A 17,663-nucleotide genomic window follows, 5' to 3' on the forward strand; every position below is an offset into this window, starting at 1 on the left:
CCACGCGGAGCGTGGGAACGATCAGCAAAGCGTGGGAACGATCAGCAGTCGCCCTTGGGCAACTCAATCACAAACCTGGTCCAGCCCGCCTGCGACTCACAATAAATCCTCCCGCCATGCGCCCGCACAATCGACTGGGTAATCGCCAACCCCAGGCCTGCATGTTCACTGCTACCTGCACGCCTCGACGGATCGGCTCGGTAGAACCGGTCAAACAGCCGCGGCAATAACGGCGCAGGAATACCTTCCCCGCTGTTCTCAACCGTCAGTGTCACGCCACTCTCGATCCGCACCCGCACTTCACCGCCCGGTGGGGTAAACCGCAGCGCGTTATCCAGCAGATTCGACAAGGCCCGGCGCAACATACCGCGATCGCCCATCGTCTGGGCGGTGCCTTCGCGCACCAGCGTCACCTGTGCGTCCTCCGCCAGCAGGGTAAAGAACTCCAACAGTGCGTCGACCTCATCGCCCAAATCCAGAGCTTCTCGGCTGGGCATCAGCAAGCCGTGGTCAGCTTTGGCCAGGTACAGCATGTCGTTGACCAGTTGCGCCATCCATTGCAGCTCTTCCAGATTGCTGTGCAGCGCCTCGCGGTAATCCTCCAGCGGGCGCGGTTGGGTGAGGATGACTTGGGTCTGGGTCAGCAGGTTGGACAGCGGTGTGCGCAGTTCGTGGGCGATATCTGCGCTGAAGGCAGACAGGCGCTGGAACGCGTCATCCAGGCGCGCCAGCATGGCGTTGACGGCTTGGGCCAGCTCCGCGAGCTCCACCGGCATTTGTTCTTGGGGTAAGCGTTGCGTGAGGGAGTGGGCGGAGACGCTGGCGGCCACTTCGCCCATGCGCCGCAGCGGTCGCAAGCCACTGCGCGCAGCCCAGGCGCCGAGCAGGGCAGTGGCCAGGGCCGAGAGGCCGACGGTCAGCCAGATCAAGCGTTGCATGCGTTGCAGAAAGTGCTGGTGGTGGGTGATGTCGAGGATCAGGGTCAGTTGTGGCGAATCCAGTTGGCTGGGCGTCAAGGGCGCGATGAATACGCGGTAGTCGGTGCCTGCGTATTGCAGGCTGTGCAGGCCGGGTGCTTGGGGCAAGGGAAGGTGTGGCGCGCCGTCCAGCCAACGTTGCCCAGCTCCGGTGATGCGCAAGGCGAGGTCGGGCTGGTGATCGAGTTCGGCGCGCAGTTGAGGGGTTCGCCGGGCGAGGTCTTCCGGTGAGGCGACACCCTGCAAGGTGCTGCGCAGGGCCACCAGTTTGCTTTCGAGCTGTTGCTGGTCCAGCTCCATGAAGTGCGCCTCGCTGGCCCGGTTGAACAACACCCCGGCGATCAACGAGACCACCGCCGTGCAGGCGGCAAACAGCAGCGCCAGGCGGCTGGTCAGGGACAGGCGCTTGATCACGTGAACCGTTCCTCCAGCACGTAACCCATGCCGCGCACGGTGTGGATCAGCTTATTGGGGAAATGGTCATCGACTTTCAGGCGCAGGCGGCGAATGGCAACTTCGATGATGTTGGTGTCGCTGTCGAAATTCATGTCCCACACCTGGGAGGCGATCAGCGTCTTGGGCAGCACTTCGCCCTGGCGGCGTAGCAGCAGCTCCAGCAAGGCGAACTCCTTGGCGGTGAGGTCGATGCGCTGGCCGCTGCGCTCGACGCGCCGGCGGATCAAGTCCAGGCTCAGGTCGGCCAGTTGCAGCGTGGTCTCCTGCGGCGTGCTGCTGCCACGGCGCAATAAGGTGCGCACCCGCGCCAGCAGTTCGGAAAACGCGAAGGGTTTGACCAGGTAATCGTCGGCGCCCAGCTCCAGGCCATGTACTCGGTCTTCTACGGCATCGCGAGCGGTGAGGAACAGCACCGGGATGTCCAGGCCGGCACTGCGCACCGCCTGCAGGATTTGCCAGCCATCGCGGCCGGGCAGCATCACATCGAGGATCAACAAGTCATAGTCGCCCGTTAGCGCCAAGTGCTGGCCACTGGTGCCGTCGGCCACCAGTTCGGTGGTAAAGCCCGCTTCGGCCAGGCCCTGACGCAGGTAATGACCGGTTTTGGGTTGGTCTTCGACGATCAGCAGTTTCATGTAGGGCTCTTGGTCAAGGTGGACGCCGGCCTTTATACCCTGGGCTCCGGGGTATGGGCGCAAGCTGACAAAGTTGTAATCTAGCAGTCAGCTGGCTGGCAGCGAGGCCATCTTAAAGTGTTGCCCAAGCTGGATACCTATTTTGGAGAGTTAAAGATGGCGTTGCGTACACCCCAGTTATTGGCGGGCTGCCTGTTGGCGTTGAGTTTCAATGCACTGGCGGATGCGACTCACACCTACGCGTTCGGCCAGCCGGCCCCGGCGGATAAAGCCACGCGCACCGTTGAAGTCACGCTGCGGGACATTGCCTTTGAGCCCAAATCCCTGGACGTCAAGGCCGGTGAAACCGTGCGCTTCGTGCTGGTCAACAAAGGCCAGTTGCTGCATGAGTTCAACCTGGGTGACGCGGCCATGCATGCCGCCCACCAGAAAGAGATGTTGCAGATGCAAGCCAGTGGCATGCTCACCGCCACCGGCATGGGCAAGATGGATCACAGCGCCATGGGCCACGGCGACATGGGCGGCATGAAGCACGACGATCCCAACAGTGTGTTGGTGGAGCCGGGCAAGACGGCCGAACTGACCTGGACGTTCAAGCAGGCCACAGGCCTTGAGTTCGCCTGCAACCTGCCTGGGCATTACCAGGCGGGCATGGTCGGCAAACTGACCGTTGAGTGAGGCGTTTGTTAAGGGCGGGAGCAAAGGCTGGTAGACTGGCGCGGTTTATTTAGCCAGGTTTCCGCCATGCATCCCGCAGCCGAACATTCGCCGCTGGGCAAGTCCAGTGAATACATCAGCACTTACACGCCTTCGTTGTTGTTCCCGATTCCACGCGCCGCCAAGTGGGCCGAGCTGGGCCTGAGCGCCGAGACCCTGCCGTACAAGGGCGTGGATTTCTGGAACTGCTTCGAACTGTCCTGGCTGTTGCCCTCGGGTAAGCCGGTGGTAGCCATCGGTGAATTCAGCATTCCGGCCGACTCGCCAAACATCATCGAGTCCAAGTCGTTCAAGCTGTACCTCAACTCGCTGAACCAGACCGCGTTTTCCGATACGCAAAGCCTTGAGGCCACCCTGCGCACCGACCTCAGCGCTGCGGCCGGCAAGCCCGTGAACGTGCGCATTCGCAGCCTGGCCGACATCGAGGCAGAAGGCGTGATGGCGTTGCCCGGCGTGTGCATTGACGGCCTGGATATCAACGTCAGCAGCTACGAACACCCGCGCCCGGAACTGCTGCGTTGCGATGATTCGCGTGTGGTGGAGGAGAGCGTGCACAGCCACCTGCTCAAATCCAACTGCCCGGTGACCAGCCAGCCTGACTGGGGCAGTGTGGTGGTGGAATACCGTGGTGCGGCGCTGGATCACGCCAGCCTGCTGGAATATATCGTCAGCTTTCGCCAGCACTCGGACTTTCATGAGCAGTGTGTGGAGCGGATCTTCCTGGACTTGCAGCGCTTGCTCAAGCCGGAGAAGTTGACCGTGTATGCACGCTATGTGCGTCGGGGTGGGTTGGATATCAACCCGTATCGCAGCACTGAGAACACCCAGTTCCTGAACGTGCGCCTGGCGCGTCAGTAAGCCTTCATACAAAAAACTGTGGGAGCTGGCTTGCCTGCGATTGCGATCTTTCAGTCATTCATCAAGTGACTGATACACCGCTATCGCAGGCAAGCCAGCTCCCACATTTGGTTTTGTGTTTGGCTTGGGCTCGTGTTAGATGCCGATATTGCCAAGGGTCAGCACGATATTGCGCAACGTCCCGGCAATGCCTGGATGGTCCAGTTCAAAACCTTCCACTGCCCGGTTCACATCGTCAGCGATGCTGGGCGTCTGGGTGGCCGGTTCCATTTCCAACTGGACTTCGAATTTGGCGATCAACTCTTCCAATGCTTGACGTTTCTCGGCGGGCAACTCGGGATGATTCTCCAGTTGCTCACGCACAATATCGGCCTGCTGTTGTAACTTCTCGCGATCAGGCATGACGTTCTTTCCTTTTATCGATAGGCACTGGCATAGACCGCGGCACGCCGTGAAAGGTCTACGGGCTGACCTGTAGATTAATCCACTGCGGCCAACTGTGCATGATCTCGATCAGGGCTTCTCGCCCTTGAGTTGGCGCAGGCGGATGTCGGCCAGGCAGGTGCCGAGTTCGCCGAGGTGGTCGATCACCGAATGCACACCCAGGCCATAGAGCGCCACCGTGGCCTTGCCGCGCTTGTGTTCGCGTTGCTGCTCGGTCAGCGCCTGCCATTGCTGGGGCGACAGGCCGCAGAGCGAACCGCAGGAGGCCAGGCCGATGGTCCACAAACCGGCATTCAGGCCCGATTGCAGCAGGCGCGGCTCGCCGCTGACCAGTACGCAGCCTTCCAGGCGTTCGATGTTCAACTCCATCAGGGCTTGCCAGCAAGCGTGGGGCGCGGGCCAGCGAATGGAGGAGGGCGAGGCCGCCTTGAGCCAGCCAGGCAGGCCGGCGCAGAGTGGCGTGGTCACGGCGGGAGGCAGTTCGTCCAGCCAGGCGCAGGGCACGCCTTGTTCTTTGAGACTGCGCAGGATTTTCAACGCGCCTGGCGTGGCCTCGGCGTCGGCGCAAGGTGAGTCGGTGCGCGCCAGGGAACCAAAATCCACCAGGCAGCCACTCAGGCCAAATAACACGGCGGTCAATGAGGGGGCGGCGGCGACGGCAATCTCGGCGTGTGGCATCTGAACGTCCCTGAAATAGCTGCCACGCTATCGGGGCGGCATGACAAGGGGATGACACTGTCGATATTTGTAGGAATTTTGTGCATTTTCCCTAAGACGATTCTAGGTAGCTGCCTAAATCGGCACTTCCGTCATATACTGACAGCCTTATTCAGGGCATAGCGCCCATGACAGACCATTCAAGGAGCAAAAGCTATGCGCTGGAGCCAGTACTTCGCTCAGCTATCGGTGTGTGCCACCATCCTGTTGGCGCCTTTCGCAGCCCAAGCGGCCTCGGAAGATGACCCATGGGAAAGCGTCAACCGCCCCATCTTCACCTTCAACGACACCGTTGACACCTATGCCCTCAAGCCAATCGCCCAGGGCTATCAGTTCGTCACCCCACAATTTGTGCAGGATGGCGTTCACAACTTCTTCCGCAACATCGGTGATGTCGGCAACCTGGCCAACAACGTGCTGCAACTCAAGCCGCACAATGCAGGCGTCGACACCGCCCGCTTGTTGGTCAACACCACATTTGGCGTTCTGGGCTTTATCGACGTCGGCACCAAAATGGGGCTGCAGCGCAGCGATGAAGACTTCGGCCAAACCCTCGGCTACTGGGGCGTGGGCAGCGGCCCGTACGTGATGATCCCGTTGCTGGGCCCAAGCACCTTGCGTGATGCGCCGTCCAAATACGTCGACAGCTACACCCAGCCGTACCGCTACATGAACGACATCGGCTGGCGTAACAGCACCTTCGGCCTCAACGTTGTCGACGTGCGCGCCAGCCTGCTCGACAGCGAAAAGCTGATCAGCGGCGACAAGTACACCTTCATTCGTAACGCTTACCTGCAGAACCGCGAGTTCAAGGTCAAGGACGGCAAGGTCGTTGACGACTTTTAAGCCGTGACGTTTTGAAATGAAAAAGGCGACCTTTATAGGGTCGCCTTTTTTGTGCGCGCTGATCGTTCCCCACGCTACGCGTGGGAACGCATCCCGTGACGCTCCGCGTCACCCTTGCACAGGGGATGGATGCTGCGTTAGCGCATTTTCAGAATCTTGAGGCCCAGATGCTGGTCATCGCCTACTGCCTTGGTCCACACCACCTCGGTATCCGCTTCAAGACCCCTGAGCGCGGCGTGCTCTGAGTCGATGCGCACGGTCAGCAGGTCACCCACCGTGAACTGGCGAGGTGCCTGCACCTGCATGCCGGAACTGGAGAGGTCCACGCAGGTACCGGCAATCTCCTGCCCGGCATGGATCAAAGACACATCGGCATCTATTCGCATGCGGATGAAATCGCGTTTTTCGGCGTAGTCGCGCTCGTGTTCGCTCACAGCATCCATCCTTACTTTGCGTTGTGGTTGTGAGGGTTCTTATAACTCCCGGTGATTTGCGGTGTAAAGACGCCCGGCGACCATCGGCATGAGCTTGAAACCCCTCACGGATGGGAGTACCGTCTGCGCCTTAGAAGGGCACCTCTGCTTTACCGTTGTGCATGGGCCAAATCCCAATGCTTTGTAGGACAGAGAGGCTAGAAAGCGAATCCAGTACGTGAGCCCGGCCATTGCCGAGCCGCCTACGCCAACCTAATTCTGGCGCCGTTTGCCCACATGCAAAAAACCAGTGCCACGCTGCTGATAATCGATGACGACGAAGTAGTGCGCGCGAGCCTCGCGGCCTACTTGGAAGACAGTGGCTTCAGCGTCCTGCAGGCCAGTAATGGCCAACAGGGTCTCCAGGTATTCGAGCGCGACAAGCCCGACCTTGTGATCTGCGACCTGCGCATGCCCCAGATGGGCGGCCTGGAGCTGATTCGCCAGGTGACCGACCTTGCCCCGCAAACGCCGGTGATTGTCGTGTCCGGTGCCGGTGTCATGAACGACGCCGTCGAAGCCCTGCGCCTGGGCGCCGCCGATTACCTGATCAAGCCCCTGGAAGACCTGGCTGTGCTGGAGCACTCGGTGCGCCGCGCCCTGGACCGTGCACGCCTGCTTTTGGAAAACCAGCGCTACCGCGAAAAGCTCGAGACCGCCAACCGCGAGCTCGAAGCCAGCCTGAACCTGCTGCAGGAAGACCAGAACGCCGGTCGCCAGGTGCAGATGAACATGCTGCCGGTGAGCCCCTGGACGATTGACGAATTCAAGTTTGCCCACCAGATCATCCCGTCGTTGTACCTGTCGGGTGATTTTGTCGACTATTTCCGCGTCGATGAGCGCCGCGTTGCTTTCTACCTGGCCGACGTTTCCGGCCACGGCGCGTCTTCGGCTTTTGTCACCGTGTTGTTGAAGTTCATGACCACACGGCTGTTGTTCGAGTCCAAGCGCAATGGCACCTTGCCGGAGTTCACCCCCTCCGAGGTGCTGGGCCACATCAACCGGGGCCTGATCAGCTGCAAGCTGGGCAAGCACGTGACGATGGTCGGCGGCGTGATCGACGAAGAAACCGGTCTTTTGACCTACAGCATTGGCGGTCACCTGCCGATGCCTGTTTTGTACACTCCTGACAGTGTGCGCTACCTGGAAGGGCGTGGCCTGCCCGTAGGCTTGTTTAACGAAGCCACCTACGAAGACCACATCCTGGAACTGCCGCCGACTTTCAGCCTGACGCTGATGTCCGACGGCATCCTGGACCTTTTGCCAGAGCCTACACTCAAAGAGAAAGAAGCCGCCTTGCCCCAAAAGGTCAAGTCGGCGGGCGGCAGCCTGGATGGCCTGCGGCAGGTTTTTGGATTGGCCACGCTAGGGGAGATGCCGGATGATATCGCCCTATTGGTGTTGAGCAGGAATCTTTGATGAGTACCGGAAGAATCCAATTCGCCGAGCAAGACGGGACCTTCGTCCTGAAATTTGTCGGTGAAGTGCGCCTGACCTTGTGTTCGGCCCTGGATGCGACGATCGAGCGGATCTTCACCGCGCTGAACTTCTCGGCGATCGTGATCGACCTGACCGAAACGCGCAGCATCGATAGCACCACCCTGGGCCTGTTGGCCAAGTTGTCCATTCTGTCGCGGCAGAAGGTCGGCCTGTTGCCGACCGTGGTCACCACCCATGAAGACATCACTCGTCTGTTGCAGTCCATGGGCTTTGACCAGGTGTTCAACATCGTTGATCGCCCAATCCCGTGCCCGGAATGCCTCACCGACCTGCCGTCCCAGGACCAGTCCGAAGAGATCGTACGGGTCAAGGTGCTGGAAGCGCACAAGATCCTGATGGGCCTCAACGAGTCCAACCGCGAAGCCTTCCACGACCTCGTCAACGCACTCGAGCGGCACTAACAGCTTCCCTGCTCAAACACACACAGTCCAATGTGGGAGCTGGCTTGCCTGCGATTGCGCAGTGTCAGTCGATGAAGTGTTGACTGGCCCACCGCTATCGCAGGCAAGCCAGCTCCCACATAGGGCGGCGGTGACACCGACGCACAAAAAAGGGCGGCACCCTCACAGGTACCGCCCTTTTTGCCGCTATCTGCCTTTACAGCTTGGCCGACAACAACGCCTCCAGCTTCTCCTGGTCCCGCGCAAACTGGCGAATGCCCTCTGCCAGCTTCTCAGTCGCCATCGCATCCTCGTTGGACTCCCAACGGAACTGCGCTTCAGTCATATGCACCCGCGCCTCACCGGCATGGCCTGGCGCCAACTTGCGCTCCAGCTTGCCTTCATCCGCCGCCAGCTTCTCCAGCAGGTCCGGGCTGATGGTCAGGCGGTCACACCCGGCCAGCTCCTCGATCTGGCTGAGGTTACGGAAGCTCGCACCCATTACCACAGTCTTGTAGCCGTTGGCCTTGTAGTAGTTGTAAATGCGCGTCACCGACTGCACGCCCGGATCATCGGAACCGGTGTAATCGTTGCCATTGGCCTTCTTGTACCAATCGTAGATACGGCCCACGAACGGCGAAATCAAAAACACACCCGCTTCAGCACAAGCCACGGCCTGGGCAAACGAGAACAGCAGCGTCAGGTTGGTCTGGATGCCTTCTTTTTCCAGCTTCTCGGCGGCACGGATGCCTTCCCAGGTGGAGGCGATCTTGATCAGCACGCGGTCACGGCCAACCCCAGCCTTGTCGTACAGGTCGATCAGACGGTGCGCACGCTTGAGAATCGCGGCCTCGTCGAACGACAGACGCGCATCCACCTCAGTGGAAATACGGCCCGGCACGACTTTGAGAATCTCTTGACCCACCGCCACCGCAAAGCGGTCACTGGCCAGGCCCACATCGCCGTTGCAGTCCTGCACACACTCATCCAGCAGCTTGGCATAGCCAGGAATCGACGCAGCCTTGAGCAGCAGGGAAGGGTTGGTGGTCGCGTCTTGCGGCTTGAGCTTGGCGAGCGTGGAGAAATCGCCGGTATCGGCTACGACGGTGGTGAATTGCTTGAGTTGTTCCAGCTTGGAAGTCATGGGCGTGCTCTGTCCTGTGGGTCTGATGACATTACCCGAGCGCTGGCAGGCGCTCAAGGGCGCAAATGCGTTAGGTCGTTTGCGAGGGCAATAACCTGGAAACAGCCGTTTGAATTACCGGCCGTGGTGCTAACTAGGAGGCCAGAATCGCCGACAGGTTCCCCCCAACTGCTCGATGCCCTCCGATCAAACTGTGGGAGCCAACTTGCCTGCATGACGCCAGCCCAGCCACTGAGATTCACCTAGCCCCCATCGGTCAAACTGTGGGAGCTGACTTGCCTGCGATGACGCCAGCCCAGCCACTGATATTCACCTGACCCCCATCGGTCAAACTGTGGGAGCTGGCTTGCCTGCGATGACGCCAGCCCAGCCACTGAGATTCATCTGACCCCTATCAGTCAAACTGTGGGGAGCTGGCTTGCCTGCATGACGCCAGTCCAGCCACTGATATTCACCTGACCCCCATCAGTCAAACTGTGGGAGCTGGCTTGCCTGCGATGACGCCAGCCCAGCCAATGATATTCACCTGACACACATCGCTCAAAACTGTGGGAGTGGGCTTGCTCGCGAAAGCAGCCTGTCAGCCCCAAATATCCCCACTGACACCCGACCCGTCACCGCCCCTCCAACAATTCCCCCGCCTGATCCAGCAACGCCAACGGATCACTCGCCTTATGAATATCCACCGACAACAACTGCCGAAACTTACGCGCCCCCGGGAAACCGGTCCCCAGCCCCAGAACATGGCGCGTAATGTGATGCATCGAGCCACCTGTCGCCAAGTGCTCGGCTATATACGGACGCAACTGCGCCAACGCCTCAGCGCGGGTGATCACAGGCGCGGTGCTGCCAAACAGCTGCTGATCCACCTCCGCCAGCAAATACGGATTGTGATAAGCCTCTCGCCCCAACATCACCCCATCAAACGTCTGCAAATGCGCCTGGCACTGCTCCAACGTCTTGATCCCACCGTTGAGATTAATCTCCAACTCCGGAAAATCCCGCTTCAACTGCGCCGCCACGTCATAACGCAACGGCGGAATGTCCCGGTTCTCCTTGGGCGACAAGCCCTCCAGAATCGCAATCCGCGCATGCACGGTAAAACTGGTGCAACCGGCATCCTTCACAGTCCCGACGAAATCACACAACTGGGCATAACTGTCCCGCCCATTGATACCGATACGGTGCTTCACCGTCACCGGGATCGACACCGCATCGCGCATGGCCTTCACACAATCCGCCACCAGGGCAGGGTGCGCCATGAGGATCGCGCCGATCATGTTGTTCTGCACCCGGTCGCTGGGGCAACCGACGTTCAGGTTCACCTCGTCGTAACCGGCGGCCTCGGCCATACGGGCGCAGGCGGCCAGATCAGCCGGAACACTGCCGCCTAATTGCAGCGCAAGCGGGTGCTCGGCTTCGTTGTGGCGCAGGAAGCGGTCGTGGTCGCCATGGAGGATAGCGCCGGTGGTGACCATCTCGGTGTAGAGCAGGGCGTGTTTGGAGAGCAGGCGTAGGAAGAACCGGCAGTGGCGGTCGGTCCAGTCCATCATGGGGGCGACGGAGAAGCGGCGGGAGAGTGGGGCGGTTTGTAGGGGCATGGGGGATCTGAGTCAGCGAGACGAATGGGGCGCAGTTTATCAGGAACGGATCTTGGGTGCCGGTGAGGCAAGTCTTGCGCGCATTACCACTTCGAACGAGGACGTTGCCGTGTGTGGAATACGCCAAGGATCTGCAGCCGATCACCCCGCACTCTATACGGGATCAGATAGGACCAGTTGGGGACTGCCCATTCGCGGGTATGTTTCACCCGACCTTCGCGTCCTATAGAAGGAAACTGAGCCAGCCTGTCGACGCTGGCGAAAATGGCATCCGAGAAGTCGTCAGCGGCTTTTGGATTTTCGAGAGCGATATAATTCGCTTCGTCTTCCAGATTTTTGAGTGCTTTTTCAAGCCACTCAACCCGCATTCTTGCTCCAGCGCCTAGCGCGCATGGCTGCCACTTGGTCATCAGTGGCGAATTTGCCTTCGTCGGCGTTTTTTATCGCCAGCTCGATCTGAGCGGTTAGCGTTTTTTCGTGCTCGATGTAGTCGCGAAGAACATCCATTGCTAGGTAGCTCGCTGTCTGGCCGTTGGTTTTGGCCAAGTCGGCGAGAGAGTTGGACAGGTCTTCCGGCAGGTTTAGGGATATCCCAGTCATGGCGGTCTCGATGGTGGACGGTTGTGGGGCATCTTACACCTTGATGTGCTTGGTTGACTCAGCAGTCCGTCGTGAGGTGTATCTGGAAGTGAATTGCTTTTCGCTGCCTACTCAAAATTAAGTACCGTAGTCTGGCTTCGATATCTGCCCTTGAGTGACGCGGTTCACGTCATCGGCTTTCGTGAAGCCAACAAACTGGGGGGGCAAAAATAATGACCAGAAACTCCCGTTCTGAAAGGGTTGATGCAGTGAACCCGGAATGGCCGGCTGAGGACTTTTCTAAGGCCAAACCAGCGAGCGAGGTGCTTGTGGGATTGTTTGGTAAAGCTCAGGCGAAGGAAATGCTCAAGCCCAAGCGGGGCAATCGGCAGTAACCAAAGAGCACTTCAAAGTTCGTTTTGACGCTGACGTGCTGGAGCGATTCTGCGCTTTCGGGCTAGGCTGGCAAAACGCGAATGAATGCCGCTTGGCCGATTGGCTCAAGACGCCCACGCCAGATGAGCTGAAGGCCTAAGGCAATAAGCCACCGATTTGGCTTATTGCTGTCTCGTGATTAGCTTTTTTCAGCGATAACATAAATAAATCTGTTCCTTTTTTGTTTGCACGAAGGAGGTTGGATGCCGGGTGCTGAAGCTTATGAGCCTTGGACATCCGGTTTTAAAAAAGCCCAAATGAGCGGCGTAAGAAATGGAGTTTTCACTGGCCCGTACAACGGAAGTAAAGATATTGCGGCGCAAAACCACAACACTTCTTGGGAGTTTTCCTACGTTTCTCAGAGCTTGCCCGTCGGACCACCCGCCGCTAACCTTCTGAGGTCGCTGCAAACCCAGCGGCCGGAGGTGGAAGTCCGTATTGCTAAGGCGTTTTAACTCCCGAAAATATTGGAGCTTCGCCATGCGCAACAACACACGCAGTTCTTCACTTGACCAAACCGCATCGCCCGTCGACCCCAAGCTTCAAGCCGCAGCCCAGCGAGCAATCCATCATCACTTGCCCCCATCGGACGACGCTGCGTCCGCCGAACACCCAAGCAACAACCTATTCCTCGTAAACCCAACCATCGACCCCGAAACCCTCCTGGCCAACGCCGCCGAAAACCTCGCAGCCGCCAACGAAATGGCCGCCACTTTGGCGTTCGATCTCGACGACTCCCAGCGTGCCATCGCCCTGGGCATCCAGCAGTTAATCGAGTTGAGCTCGCTGCTCGTTGACCGAGCCCAGGAGCAGGTTGCGCCTGTAACCGCCTCAGTCAAAGCCTGATAACCAACCCTGCCGCCTCACCCAAGGCGGCAACCTGAACTCATGCTGTCACCCAGCAAAGTTTCATAACTCCCTGCGCCGTTGAGGTCTACGATCCCCTACTGAGAGAGGACCCCAGCGCCTCCAGCCCATAGGGAACTGAAACCATGATCTCGAACCTCGTCAAACTTGTGATGATCACCGGCACGTTGCTGTTGAGCGCTTGTTCATCTTCATCGAGCGTGACCAACAGCGACCCGTGCTTTTCAGGCGGGTGCCAGGCGTTTGGTGACCATAGCCCCAACAAAGCCGCGAAGATGAATTTTGGTGGCAGTGGGTTGGGGAGTAGTTATGGGGAGTATGGTTCGGGGTTGTTGCATGATGATTGATGGGGTGGTGGGGCGAGAGTGTTTCGCTTGCTTTGCTGCTTTGCAAAGTGAGCAGCCGTTGGGGTGGAACGCTAAGTAGCCGTTGCCTGAGTAACGGATAGGTACGCGGTCTGATCCCGCATTTTCGTCGGCTGTCGGGCCGTCTTCGCGAGCAAGCCCGCTCCCACAGTTGGAGCGTGGGAGTCAGGGATATAAGCGTCGGCTGTCAGGGCGTCACGGGAGCAAGCTCCCTCGCCACAGGTGCAGCGTCGCGCCGAAGTTGTGTAGATATTTATGCTGCGATGGCGGTGGGTCAATTAATTCATCTGTCACTGATATACCGCTATCGCAGGCAAGCCAGCTCCCACAGTGCCCATGTAGCGCCCACAAAATCAGCGCCCGGCCCAGATCCCTGTGGGAGCGGGCTTGCTCGCGAAGGCGGCGTGTCAGTCACTGGATCTATAACTGAACCAATGCTTTCGTAGGCAAGCTCCACACATTGGATCTTCGTTGTGTGGAATATTGTGTTCGCGTAGCTGATCGGTATTAGGCGCGCCGTTAATGGCCGCCTTTCATACGCCGGGCGATCAGGTAGAGGCCCAGGCCCACCAGCGCTGTCGCTGCGCCGATGTAGCCGGTGCTGGTCCAGCCGAGGCCAGCTGTAATCGCCATCCCCCCAAACCACGGCCCCAGCGCATTCGCCAGGTTGAACGCCGCATGGTTCGATGCTGCCGCCAGGCTCGGCGCTTCATGCGCGATGTCCATCAAGCGAATCTGCAACGGTGCCGCCAACGCGACCATGGTGCCCACCAACCCCATGCTCAGCAGCACGCCCCACAGCGAAGACGCGGCGAAGGGGAAGAACAGCAGCACGGCCATCGACCATACCAATATCAAACCCACCGCCCGAAACTGCATGCGATCAAACAGTTTGCCACCGGCAATGTTGCCGATGATGCCGCCCACGCCAAAGGCGGCCAGGCCAAAGGGAATCCACTGCGGCGAGACTTTGGTCACTTCCAGCATGGTCGGCGCCAGGTAGCTGAATACGCAGAACATCCCGGCAAAGCCAATCGCGCCGATGGACAGGGCCATCCAGACCTGGGGTTTGGTGAAGGCGCGCAGTTCTTTGCGCGGGTCGCTGCGTTGTTCGTCGTGGCGGTGGGGCACGAATTGCCAGACCAGGGCGATGGTGAGCAGGGCGATCACGCTGACCAGGGCGAAGGCCGAGCGCCAGCCCAGGTGTTGGCCGAGGAAGGTGGCGATGGGGTTGCCCAGCAGCATGGCCAGGGTCAGGCCCATCATCACGCGGGCTACGGCGCCGGCGCGTTTGTCGGTGGGTACCATGCTGGAGGCGACCACGGCGGCGATGCCGAAGTAGGCGCCGTGGGGCAGGCCGCTGATAAAGCGGAAGGCCACCAGCGAGCCGAAGGTGGGGGTGAAGGCGGTGGCGAAGTTGCCCAGGGCGTACAGGCCCATCAGCAACAGCAGCATGTGTTTGCGCAGCAGCTTGGCGCCGAGGATGGCCAGCAGTGGGGCGCCGACCATGACGCCCAGGGCGTAGGCGCTGATGGCGTGGCCCACCTGGGGTTCGCTCAGGCCCAGGTTCTGGGCGATGTCGGGCATCAGGCCCATGATGGCGAATTCGCCGGTGCCGATCGCGAAGGCGCCCACGGCCATGGCCGCTTCCATTTTGGCGGCGCTGCGCGCGGGCAGTACGTGCCCGGGTGTTTGCTGGATTGTCATGGGTAACTCTGAGTGGAGGGTGTGCACGAAGGACGTCGTCGATGCTACGCAAGCCGCGACGAAGGTGTCTAGAACCGCCATTTTCGGCAGAGTTCCACGCCTGTGACCGCAGGTCGCGGCTGCCAGGCTTGACAGGGGAGCATTAAAAGCCGCGATTTAGGCCTGTCAATTGGCCAAACGGCGCATAAACGCTGTTTAGCGTGATATTCTGCGCGCCGTCTTGGGCTAGTCTTTCCTTGGTGCGTACACCCGTATACGTCCCAGCGGTTGGCTGTCGCCCAGGTAGCTGAAGCCAATAATGATAAGAAGTCAGCGCAGAAGGGACATAACAGTGAGGTCGATCCATCGGCCTTGTGTGCCCACCCTGCAGCCTTTATGTGACTGTGCAGACCCCGCGGTACGTTGCCTGACGTAGCGTGAACGAGGGTTACTCATGATCGGGGGCGGTAGGGCGGATGGCGTTTTATCATAGGTGCTACTAATGTTTAAAAAAGTAAACACTGCCCTGCTGGGGCTGGCTTTGTCGATGGGGATCACGTCCGTTCACGCGGAAGAGGCAAAGAAAGTCGATGTGCTGCTGATCGGCGGCGGCATCATGAGTGCAACCCTGGGTGTCTGGCTCAATGAGCTGGAACCGGACTGGTCCATGGAGATGGTCGAGCGCCTCGATGGCGTGGCCGAAGAAAGCTCCAACGGCTGGAACAACGCCGGTACCGGTCACTCGGCCCTGGCTGAGCTGAACTACACCCCGGAAGACAAGAACGGCAACGTTGAGATCCCGAAAGCGGTCGAGATCAACGAAGCGTTCCAGATCTCCCGTCAGTTCTGGTCCTGGCAGGTTCAGCAGGGCGTGTTGAAGAACCCGCGTTCGTTCATCAACTCCACTCCGCACATGAGTTTTGTGTGGGGCGATGACAACATCAAGTTCCTGAAAAAACGCTACGAAGCCCTGAAGGCCAGCCCGCTGTTCGCTGGCATGCAGTACTCCGAAGACCCGGCGCAAATCGCCAAGTGGGTTCCGTTGATGATGGAAGGGCGTGATCCCAACCAGAAAATCGCGGCCACCTGGAGCCCGATCGGTACCGACGTGAACTTCGGCGAGATCACCCGCCAGTTCGTCGCTCACCTGCAAACCACGCCGAAGTTTGACTTGAAGCTGTCGAGCGAAGTGCAGGACATCACCCGCAACGACGACGGTTCGTGGCGTGTGAGCTACAAAAACCTCAAAGACGGCACCAAGACTGAAACCGACGCCAAGTTCGTGTTCATCGGCGCCGGCGGCGGTGCCCTGCACTTGCTGCAGAAGTCGGGCATTCCTGAAGCCAAGGAATACGCAGGCTTCCCGGTGGGTGGTTCGTTCCTGGTGACCGAGAACCCGACCATCGCCGAGCAGCACCTGGCCAAGGCTTACGGCAAGGCTTCGGTAGGTTCGCCACCGATGTCGGTTCCGCACCTGGACACCCGTGTGCTGGATGGCAAGCGCGTGATTCTGTTTGGCCCATTCGCGACCTTCTCGACTAAGTTCCTGAAGGAAGGCTCGTACCTGGACCTGCTGACCAGCACCACCACCCACAACATCTGGCCGATGACCAAAGTCGGTATTCGTGAATACCCACTGGTCGAGTACCTCGCCGGCCAACTGATGCTGTCTGATGATGACCGCTTCAAGGCGCTGCAAGAGTACTTCCCGAACGCCAAGCAGTCCGACTGGCGCCTGTGGCAAGCCGGCCAGCGCGTGCAGATCATCAAGCGTGATGAAGAGCAAGGCGGCGTGCTGAAGCTGGGTACCGAAGTGGTCAGCTCTGCCGACAACACCATCGCAGGCCTGCTGGGTGCATCGCCAGGCGCGTCCACCGCGGCTCCGATCATGCTGACCGTGCTGCAAAAGGTGTTCAAGGACAAAGTAGCCAGCCCGGCCTGGCAGGAAAAACTGCACCAGATCGTGCCAAGCTACGGCACCAAGCTGAACGACAGCCCTGAAGCTGTTGCCAAGGAATGGGCCTACACTGCCGGTGTGCTGCAACTGACCCCGCCACCTGCGATCCCGCAACTGGCTGCTCCACAGGCTACCGAGGCTGCCAAGCCTGCGGCTGAGCCAAGCAAGCCGGCGTCTGATCTGGCGCTGTAAGCAACACCCACGAAAAAGCCCGCTGAACCGGTGACGGTCAGCGGGCTTTTTTGTGCGCTAACGATCAGGCGCGCGGCGGGTGTCGCTCCACCGGAGGCAGCTCAACCGTACGCTCGGCCGCTGCCAGCGCCGCCTTCAAGCCCGCTTGGTTAAGGGGTACGCAATACGCCGGTTTAGCCCGCTCGAATCGCCAGCTTTCATCCAGCCCTCCAGCATCCACGGCATCGAAACCCATTTGGTCGAGTAACGTCATCACTTGCGCCTTTGCCGTCGCGTCATCTGCTGCCACTGGCAATGCGCGGCGGTCAGGCGCGCCGTGCGGGCGGGCATCCTGCGTCAGGTCTGGGGCGAAGATCGCATTAAATACTTTCACCACATGTGATTGCGGCAAATGGTCAGCCAGCAATCGGCTGGTGGTGGTTTCAAACCGGTCCAGTGGCGGGATATGCCCATCACGATCGGGGTAGTAATTGTTGGCGTCCATCACTGTCTTGCCCTCCAGCCATTGGGCGGGGACGCTGCGGTAGTGCTCCAGGGGGATCGCCACCAGTACCAGGTCACCAAACCTGGCGGCGTCATCTGCGCTGCCCACTTGCACACCGAGTATGCCGCTCACCACGCTGCTCATGGTGTGTGGGCCGCGGGAATTGCTCAGCATCACGTTATGTCCGGCGGCAAGCGCCAGTTGCGCCACGGCACGCCCGATAAAACCTGCTCCAATCACGCCAATCTTCATGTGCTTGCTCCAGTGGAAGTAGGAAGTGGCTATGATGATTAGCAACCATAACGTGATAAATCGTCATTTTGATGTGGGTGTTGTTACTGGGAGTGGGG

At 59.6% G+C, this 17,663-nt stretch carries 20 protein-coding genes and 1 pseudogene; 10 read left to right on the forward strand and 11 right to left on the reverse strand.

Features of this window, described 5'->3' with window-relative positions; translation table 11 throughout:
• Positions 1 to 41: 41 nt before the first annotated feature.
• Together RHM69_RS30240 and RHM69_RS30245 are read right to left on the reverse strand one after the other, a co-directional pair.
• Positions 42 to 1,391, reverse strand: coding sequence for a heavy metal sensor histidine kinase (locus tag RHM69_RS30240; protein ID WP_019818239.1), 1,350 nt, complete (start codon positions 1,389 to 1,391; stop codon positions 42 to 44).
• A complete protein-coding gene (locus RHM69_RS30245) occupies positions 1,388 to 2,068 on the reverse strand; it encodes a heavy metal response regulator transcription factor (protein WP_014717523.1) in 681 nt (226 codons plus the stop codon). The genes RHM69_RS30240 and RHM69_RS30245 overlap by 4 nt, the downstream gene beginning before the upstream one ends.
• A gap of 156 nt (positions 2,069 to 2,224) precedes the next feature.
• Here RHM69_RS30245 and RHM69_RS30250 point away from each other — a divergent pair, with 156 nt between their 5' ends.
• Together RHM69_RS30250 and queF are read left to right on the forward strand one after the other, a co-directional pair.
• Positions 2,225 to 2,746, forward strand: coding sequence for a cupredoxin domain-containing protein (locus RHM69_RS30250; RefSeq protein ID WP_003189683.1), 522 nt, complete (start codon positions 2,225 to 2,227; stop codon positions 2,744 to 2,746).
• 66 nt (positions 2,747 to 2,812) lie between these two features.
• On the forward strand, positions 2,813 to 3,643 hold the full coding sequence (queF, locus tag RHM69_RS30255; protein ID WP_102666236.1) for an NADPH-dependent 7-cyano-7-deazaguanine reductase QueF: 831 nt from the start codon (positions 2,813 to 2,815) through the stop codon (positions 3,641 to 3,643).
• 135 nt (positions 3,644 to 3,778) lie between these two features.
• On the opposite strand, the gene RHM69_RS30260 is transcribed toward queF, so the two are convergent.
• The gene (locus tag RHM69_RS30260; protein WP_014717525.1) at positions 3,779 to 4,045 is read right to left on the reverse strand and encodes a DUF4404 family protein; all 267 of its coding nucleotides are present in this window, start codon (positions 4,043 to 4,045) and stop codon (positions 3,779 to 3,781) included.
• Between the two features lie 111 nt (positions 4,046 to 4,156).
• The gene (locus RHM69_RS30265; RefSeq protein WP_003189687.1) at positions 4,157 to 4,765 is read right to left on the reverse strand and encodes a hypothetical protein; all 609 of its coding nucleotides are present in this window, start codon (positions 4,763 to 4,765) and stop codon (positions 4,157 to 4,159) included.
• 195 nt (positions 4,766 to 4,960) lie between these two features.
• Between RHM69_RS30265 and RHM69_RS30270 the strand changes: the two genes are divergently transcribed.
• Positions 4,961 to 5,650, forward strand: coding sequence for a VacJ family lipoprotein (locus tag RHM69_RS30270; RefSeq protein ID WP_003189688.1), 690 nt, complete (start codon positions 4,961 to 4,963; stop codon positions 5,648 to 5,650).
• Between the two features lie 137 nt (positions 5,651 to 5,787).
• On the opposite strand, the gene RHM69_RS30275 is transcribed toward RHM69_RS30270, so the two are convergent.
• The gene (locus RHM69_RS30275) at positions 5,788 to 6,084 is read right to left on the reverse strand and encodes a PilZ domain-containing protein (protein WP_003189689.1); all 297 of its coding nucleotides are present in this window, start codon (positions 6,082 to 6,084) and stop codon (positions 5,788 to 5,790) included.
• 276 nt (positions 6,085 to 6,360) lie between these two features.
• Between RHM69_RS30275 and rssB the strand changes: the two genes are divergently transcribed.
• Complete coding sequence (gene rssB / locus RHM69_RS30280; protein ID WP_014717527.1) at positions 6,361 to 7,542, forward strand: two-component system response regulator RssB; 1,182 nt, start codon at positions 6,361 to 6,363, stop codon at positions 7,540 to 7,542.
• Positions 7,542 to 8,024, forward strand: a complete 483-nt coding sequence (gene rssC, locus RHM69_RS30285; protein WP_010212025.1) for an anti-sigma factor antagonist RssC — start codon at positions 7,542 to 7,544, stop codon at positions 8,022 to 8,024. The genes rssB and rssC overlap by 1 nt, the downstream gene beginning before the upstream one ends.
• 196 nt (positions 8,025 to 8,220) lie before the next feature.
• Here the strand turns inward: rssC and tal are convergent, their stop codons facing one another.
• From tal to RHM69_RS30305, 4 genes are all read right to left on the reverse strand, one after another.
• Positions 8,221 to 9,147, reverse strand: a complete 927-nt coding sequence (gene tal, locus RHM69_RS30290; protein WP_019818234.1) for a transaldolase — start codon at positions 9,145 to 9,147, stop codon at positions 8,221 to 8,223.
• Positions 9,148 to 9,761: 614 nt separating this feature from the next.
• Positions 9,762 to 10,748, reverse strand: a complete 987-nt coding sequence (gene dusA, locus RHM69_RS30295; protein ID WP_102666237.1) for a tRNA dihydrouridine(20/20a) synthase DusA — start codon at positions 10,746 to 10,748, stop codon at positions 9,762 to 9,764.
• An 83-nt stretch (positions 10,749 to 10,831) separates the two neighbouring features.
• The gene (locus RHM69_RS30300) at positions 10,832 to 11,116 is read right to left on the reverse strand and encodes a type II toxin-antitoxin system RelE/ParE family toxin (RefSeq protein WP_057710859.1); all 285 of its coding nucleotides are present in this window, start codon (positions 11,114 to 11,116) and stop codon (positions 10,832 to 10,834) included.
• On the reverse strand, positions 11,106 to 11,348 hold the full coding sequence (locus tag RHM69_RS30305) for a CopG family ribbon-helix-helix protein (protein WP_102666238.1): 243 nt from the start codon (positions 11,346 to 11,348) through the stop codon (positions 11,106 to 11,108). Before RHM69_RS30305 ends, RHM69_RS30300 begins: the two co-directional genes overlap by 11 nt.
• Before the next feature lie 400 nt (positions 11,349 to 11,748).
• On the opposite strand from RHM69_RS30305, the pseudogene RHM69_RS31205 reads away from it, so the two are divergent.
• The 4 genes and pseudogenes from RHM69_RS31205 to RHM69_RS30320 all read left to right on the forward strand — a co-directional run.
• Positions 11,749 to 11,862: pseudogene (locus tag RHM69_RS31205) on the forward strand (hypothetical protein); the annotation flags it as partial.
• Between the two features lie 103 nt (positions 11,863 to 11,965).
• Positions 11,966 to 12,217, forward strand: a complete 252-nt coding sequence (locus RHM69_RS30310; RefSeq protein WP_032902651.1) for a hypothetical protein — start codon at positions 11,966 to 11,968, stop codon at positions 12,215 to 12,217.
• Between the two features lie 25 nt (positions 12,218 to 12,242).
• Positions 12,243 to 12,608, forward strand: coding sequence for a DUF6124 family protein (locus RHM69_RS30315; RefSeq protein ID WP_102666239.1), 366 nt, complete (start codon positions 12,243 to 12,245; stop codon positions 12,606 to 12,608).
• Positions 12,609 to 12,754: 146 nt separating this feature from the next.
• Entirely contained in the window at positions 12,755 to 12,976 is a 222-nt protein-coding gene (locus RHM69_RS30320; protein WP_014717588.1) for a hypothetical protein, read from the forward strand.
• A 537-nt stretch (positions 12,977 to 13,513) separates the two neighbouring features.
• On the opposite strand, the gene RHM69_RS30325 is transcribed toward RHM69_RS30320, so the two are convergent.
• Positions 13,514 to 14,701 (reverse strand): MFS transporter, encoded by a 1,188-nt coding sequence (locus RHM69_RS30325; protein WP_014717589.1) that lies wholly within the window; start codon positions 14,699 to 14,701, stop codon positions 13,514 to 13,516.
• A 481-nt stretch (positions 14,702 to 15,182) separates the two neighbouring features.
• On the opposite strand from RHM69_RS30325, the gene mqo reads away from it, so the two are divergent.
• Positions 15,183 to 16,829, forward strand: coding sequence for a malate dehydrogenase (quinone) (mqo, locus tag RHM69_RS30330; RefSeq protein WP_014717590.1), 1,647 nt, complete (start codon positions 15,183 to 15,185; stop codon positions 16,827 to 16,829).
• 64 nt (positions 16,830 to 16,893) lie between these two features.
• Here the strand turns inward: mqo and RHM69_RS30335 are convergent, their stop codons facing one another.
• Positions 16,894 to 17,565: an NADPH-dependent F420 reductase gene (locus RHM69_RS30335; protein WP_102666240.1), complete on the reverse strand. Its 672-nt coding sequence runs from the start codon at positions 17,563 to 17,565 to the stop codon at positions 16,894 to 16,896.
• Positions 17,566 to 17,663: the final 98 nt, after the last annotated feature.

Origin of the sequence: Pseudomonas sp. CCI1.1 (assembly GCF_034348165.1) — a bacterium.
GTDB classification, from domain to species: domain Bacteria; phylum Pseudomonadota; class Gammaproteobacteria; order Pseudomonadales; family Pseudomonadaceae; genus Aquipseudomonas; species Aquipseudomonas paracarnis.

What these genes read in the sequence shown, in the direction of transcription:
- dusA (WP_102666237.1), bottom strand. Translation starts at nt 10,748, where the DNA reads ATGCCCCTACAAACCGCCCCACTCTCCCGCCGCTTCTCCGTCGCCCCC.
- RHM69_RS30270 (WP_003189688.1), top strand. Translation starts at nt 4,961, where the DNA reads ATGCGCTGGAGCCAGTACTTCGCTCAGCTATCGGTGTGTGCCACCATC.
- RHM69_RS30325 (WP_014717589.1), bottom strand. Translation starts at nt 14,701, where the DNA reads ATGACAATCCAGCAAACACCCGGGCACGTACTGCCCGCGCGCAGCGCC.
- mqo (WP_014717590.1), top strand. Translation starts at nt 15,183, where the DNA reads ATGTTTAAAAAAGTAAACACTGCCCTGCTGGGGCTGGCTTTGTCGATG.
- rssB (WP_014717527.1), top strand. Translation starts at nt 6,361, where the DNA reads ATGCAAAAAACCAGTGCCACGCTGCTGATAATCGATGACGACGAAGTA.
- RHM69_RS30320 (WP_014717588.1), top strand. Translation starts at nt 12,755, where the DNA reads ATGATCTCGAACCTCGTCAAACTTGTGATGATCACCGGCACGTTGCTG.
- RHM69_RS30265 (WP_003189687.1), bottom strand. Translation starts at nt 4,765, where the DNA reads ATGCCACACGCCGAGATTGCCGTCGCCGCCGCCCCCTCATTGACCGCC.
- rssC (WP_010212025.1), top strand. Translation starts at nt 7,542, where the DNA reads ATGAGTACCGGAAGAATCCAATTCGCCGAGCAAGACGGGACCTTCGTC.
- RHM69_RS30335 (WP_102666240.1), bottom strand. Translation starts at nt 17,565, where the DNA reads ATGAAGATTGGCGTGATTGGAGCAGGTTTTATCGGGCGTGCCGTGGCG.
- RHM69_RS30260 (WP_014717525.1), bottom strand. Translation starts at nt 4,045, where the DNA reads ATGCCTGATCGCGAGAAGTTACAACAGCAGGCCGATATTGTGCGTGAG.
- RHM69_RS30300 (WP_057710859.1), bottom strand. Translation starts at nt 11,116, where the DNA reads ATGCGGGTTGAGTGGCTTGAAAAAGCACTCAAAAATCTGGAAGACGAA.
- RHM69_RS30250 (WP_003189683.1), top strand. Translation starts at nt 2,225, where the DNA reads ATGGCGTTGCGTACACCCCAGTTATTGGCGGGCTGCCTGTTGGCGTTG.
- RHM69_RS30315 (WP_102666239.1), top strand. Translation starts at nt 12,243, where the DNA reads ATGCGCAACAACACACGCAGTTCTTCACTTGACCAAACCGCATCGCCC.
- tal (WP_019818234.1), bottom strand. Translation starts at nt 9,147, where the DNA reads ATGACTTCCAAGCTGGAACAACTCAAGCAATTCACCACCGTCGTAGCC.
- RHM69_RS30310 (WP_032902651.1), top strand. Translation starts at nt 11,966, where the DNA reads ATGCCGGGTGCTGAAGCTTATGAGCCTTGGACATCCGGTTTTAAAAAA.
- queF (WP_102666236.1), top strand. Translation starts at nt 2,813, where the DNA reads ATGCATCCCGCAGCCGAACATTCGCCGCTGGGCAAGTCCAGTGAATAC.
- RHM69_RS30245 (WP_014717523.1), bottom strand. Translation starts at nt 2,068, where the DNA reads ATGAAACTGCTGATCGTCGAAGACCAACCCAAAACCGGTCATTACCTG.
- RHM69_RS30305 (WP_102666238.1), bottom strand. Translation starts at nt 11,348, where the DNA reads ATGACTGGGATATCCCTAAACCTGCCGGAAGACCTGTCCAACTCTCTC.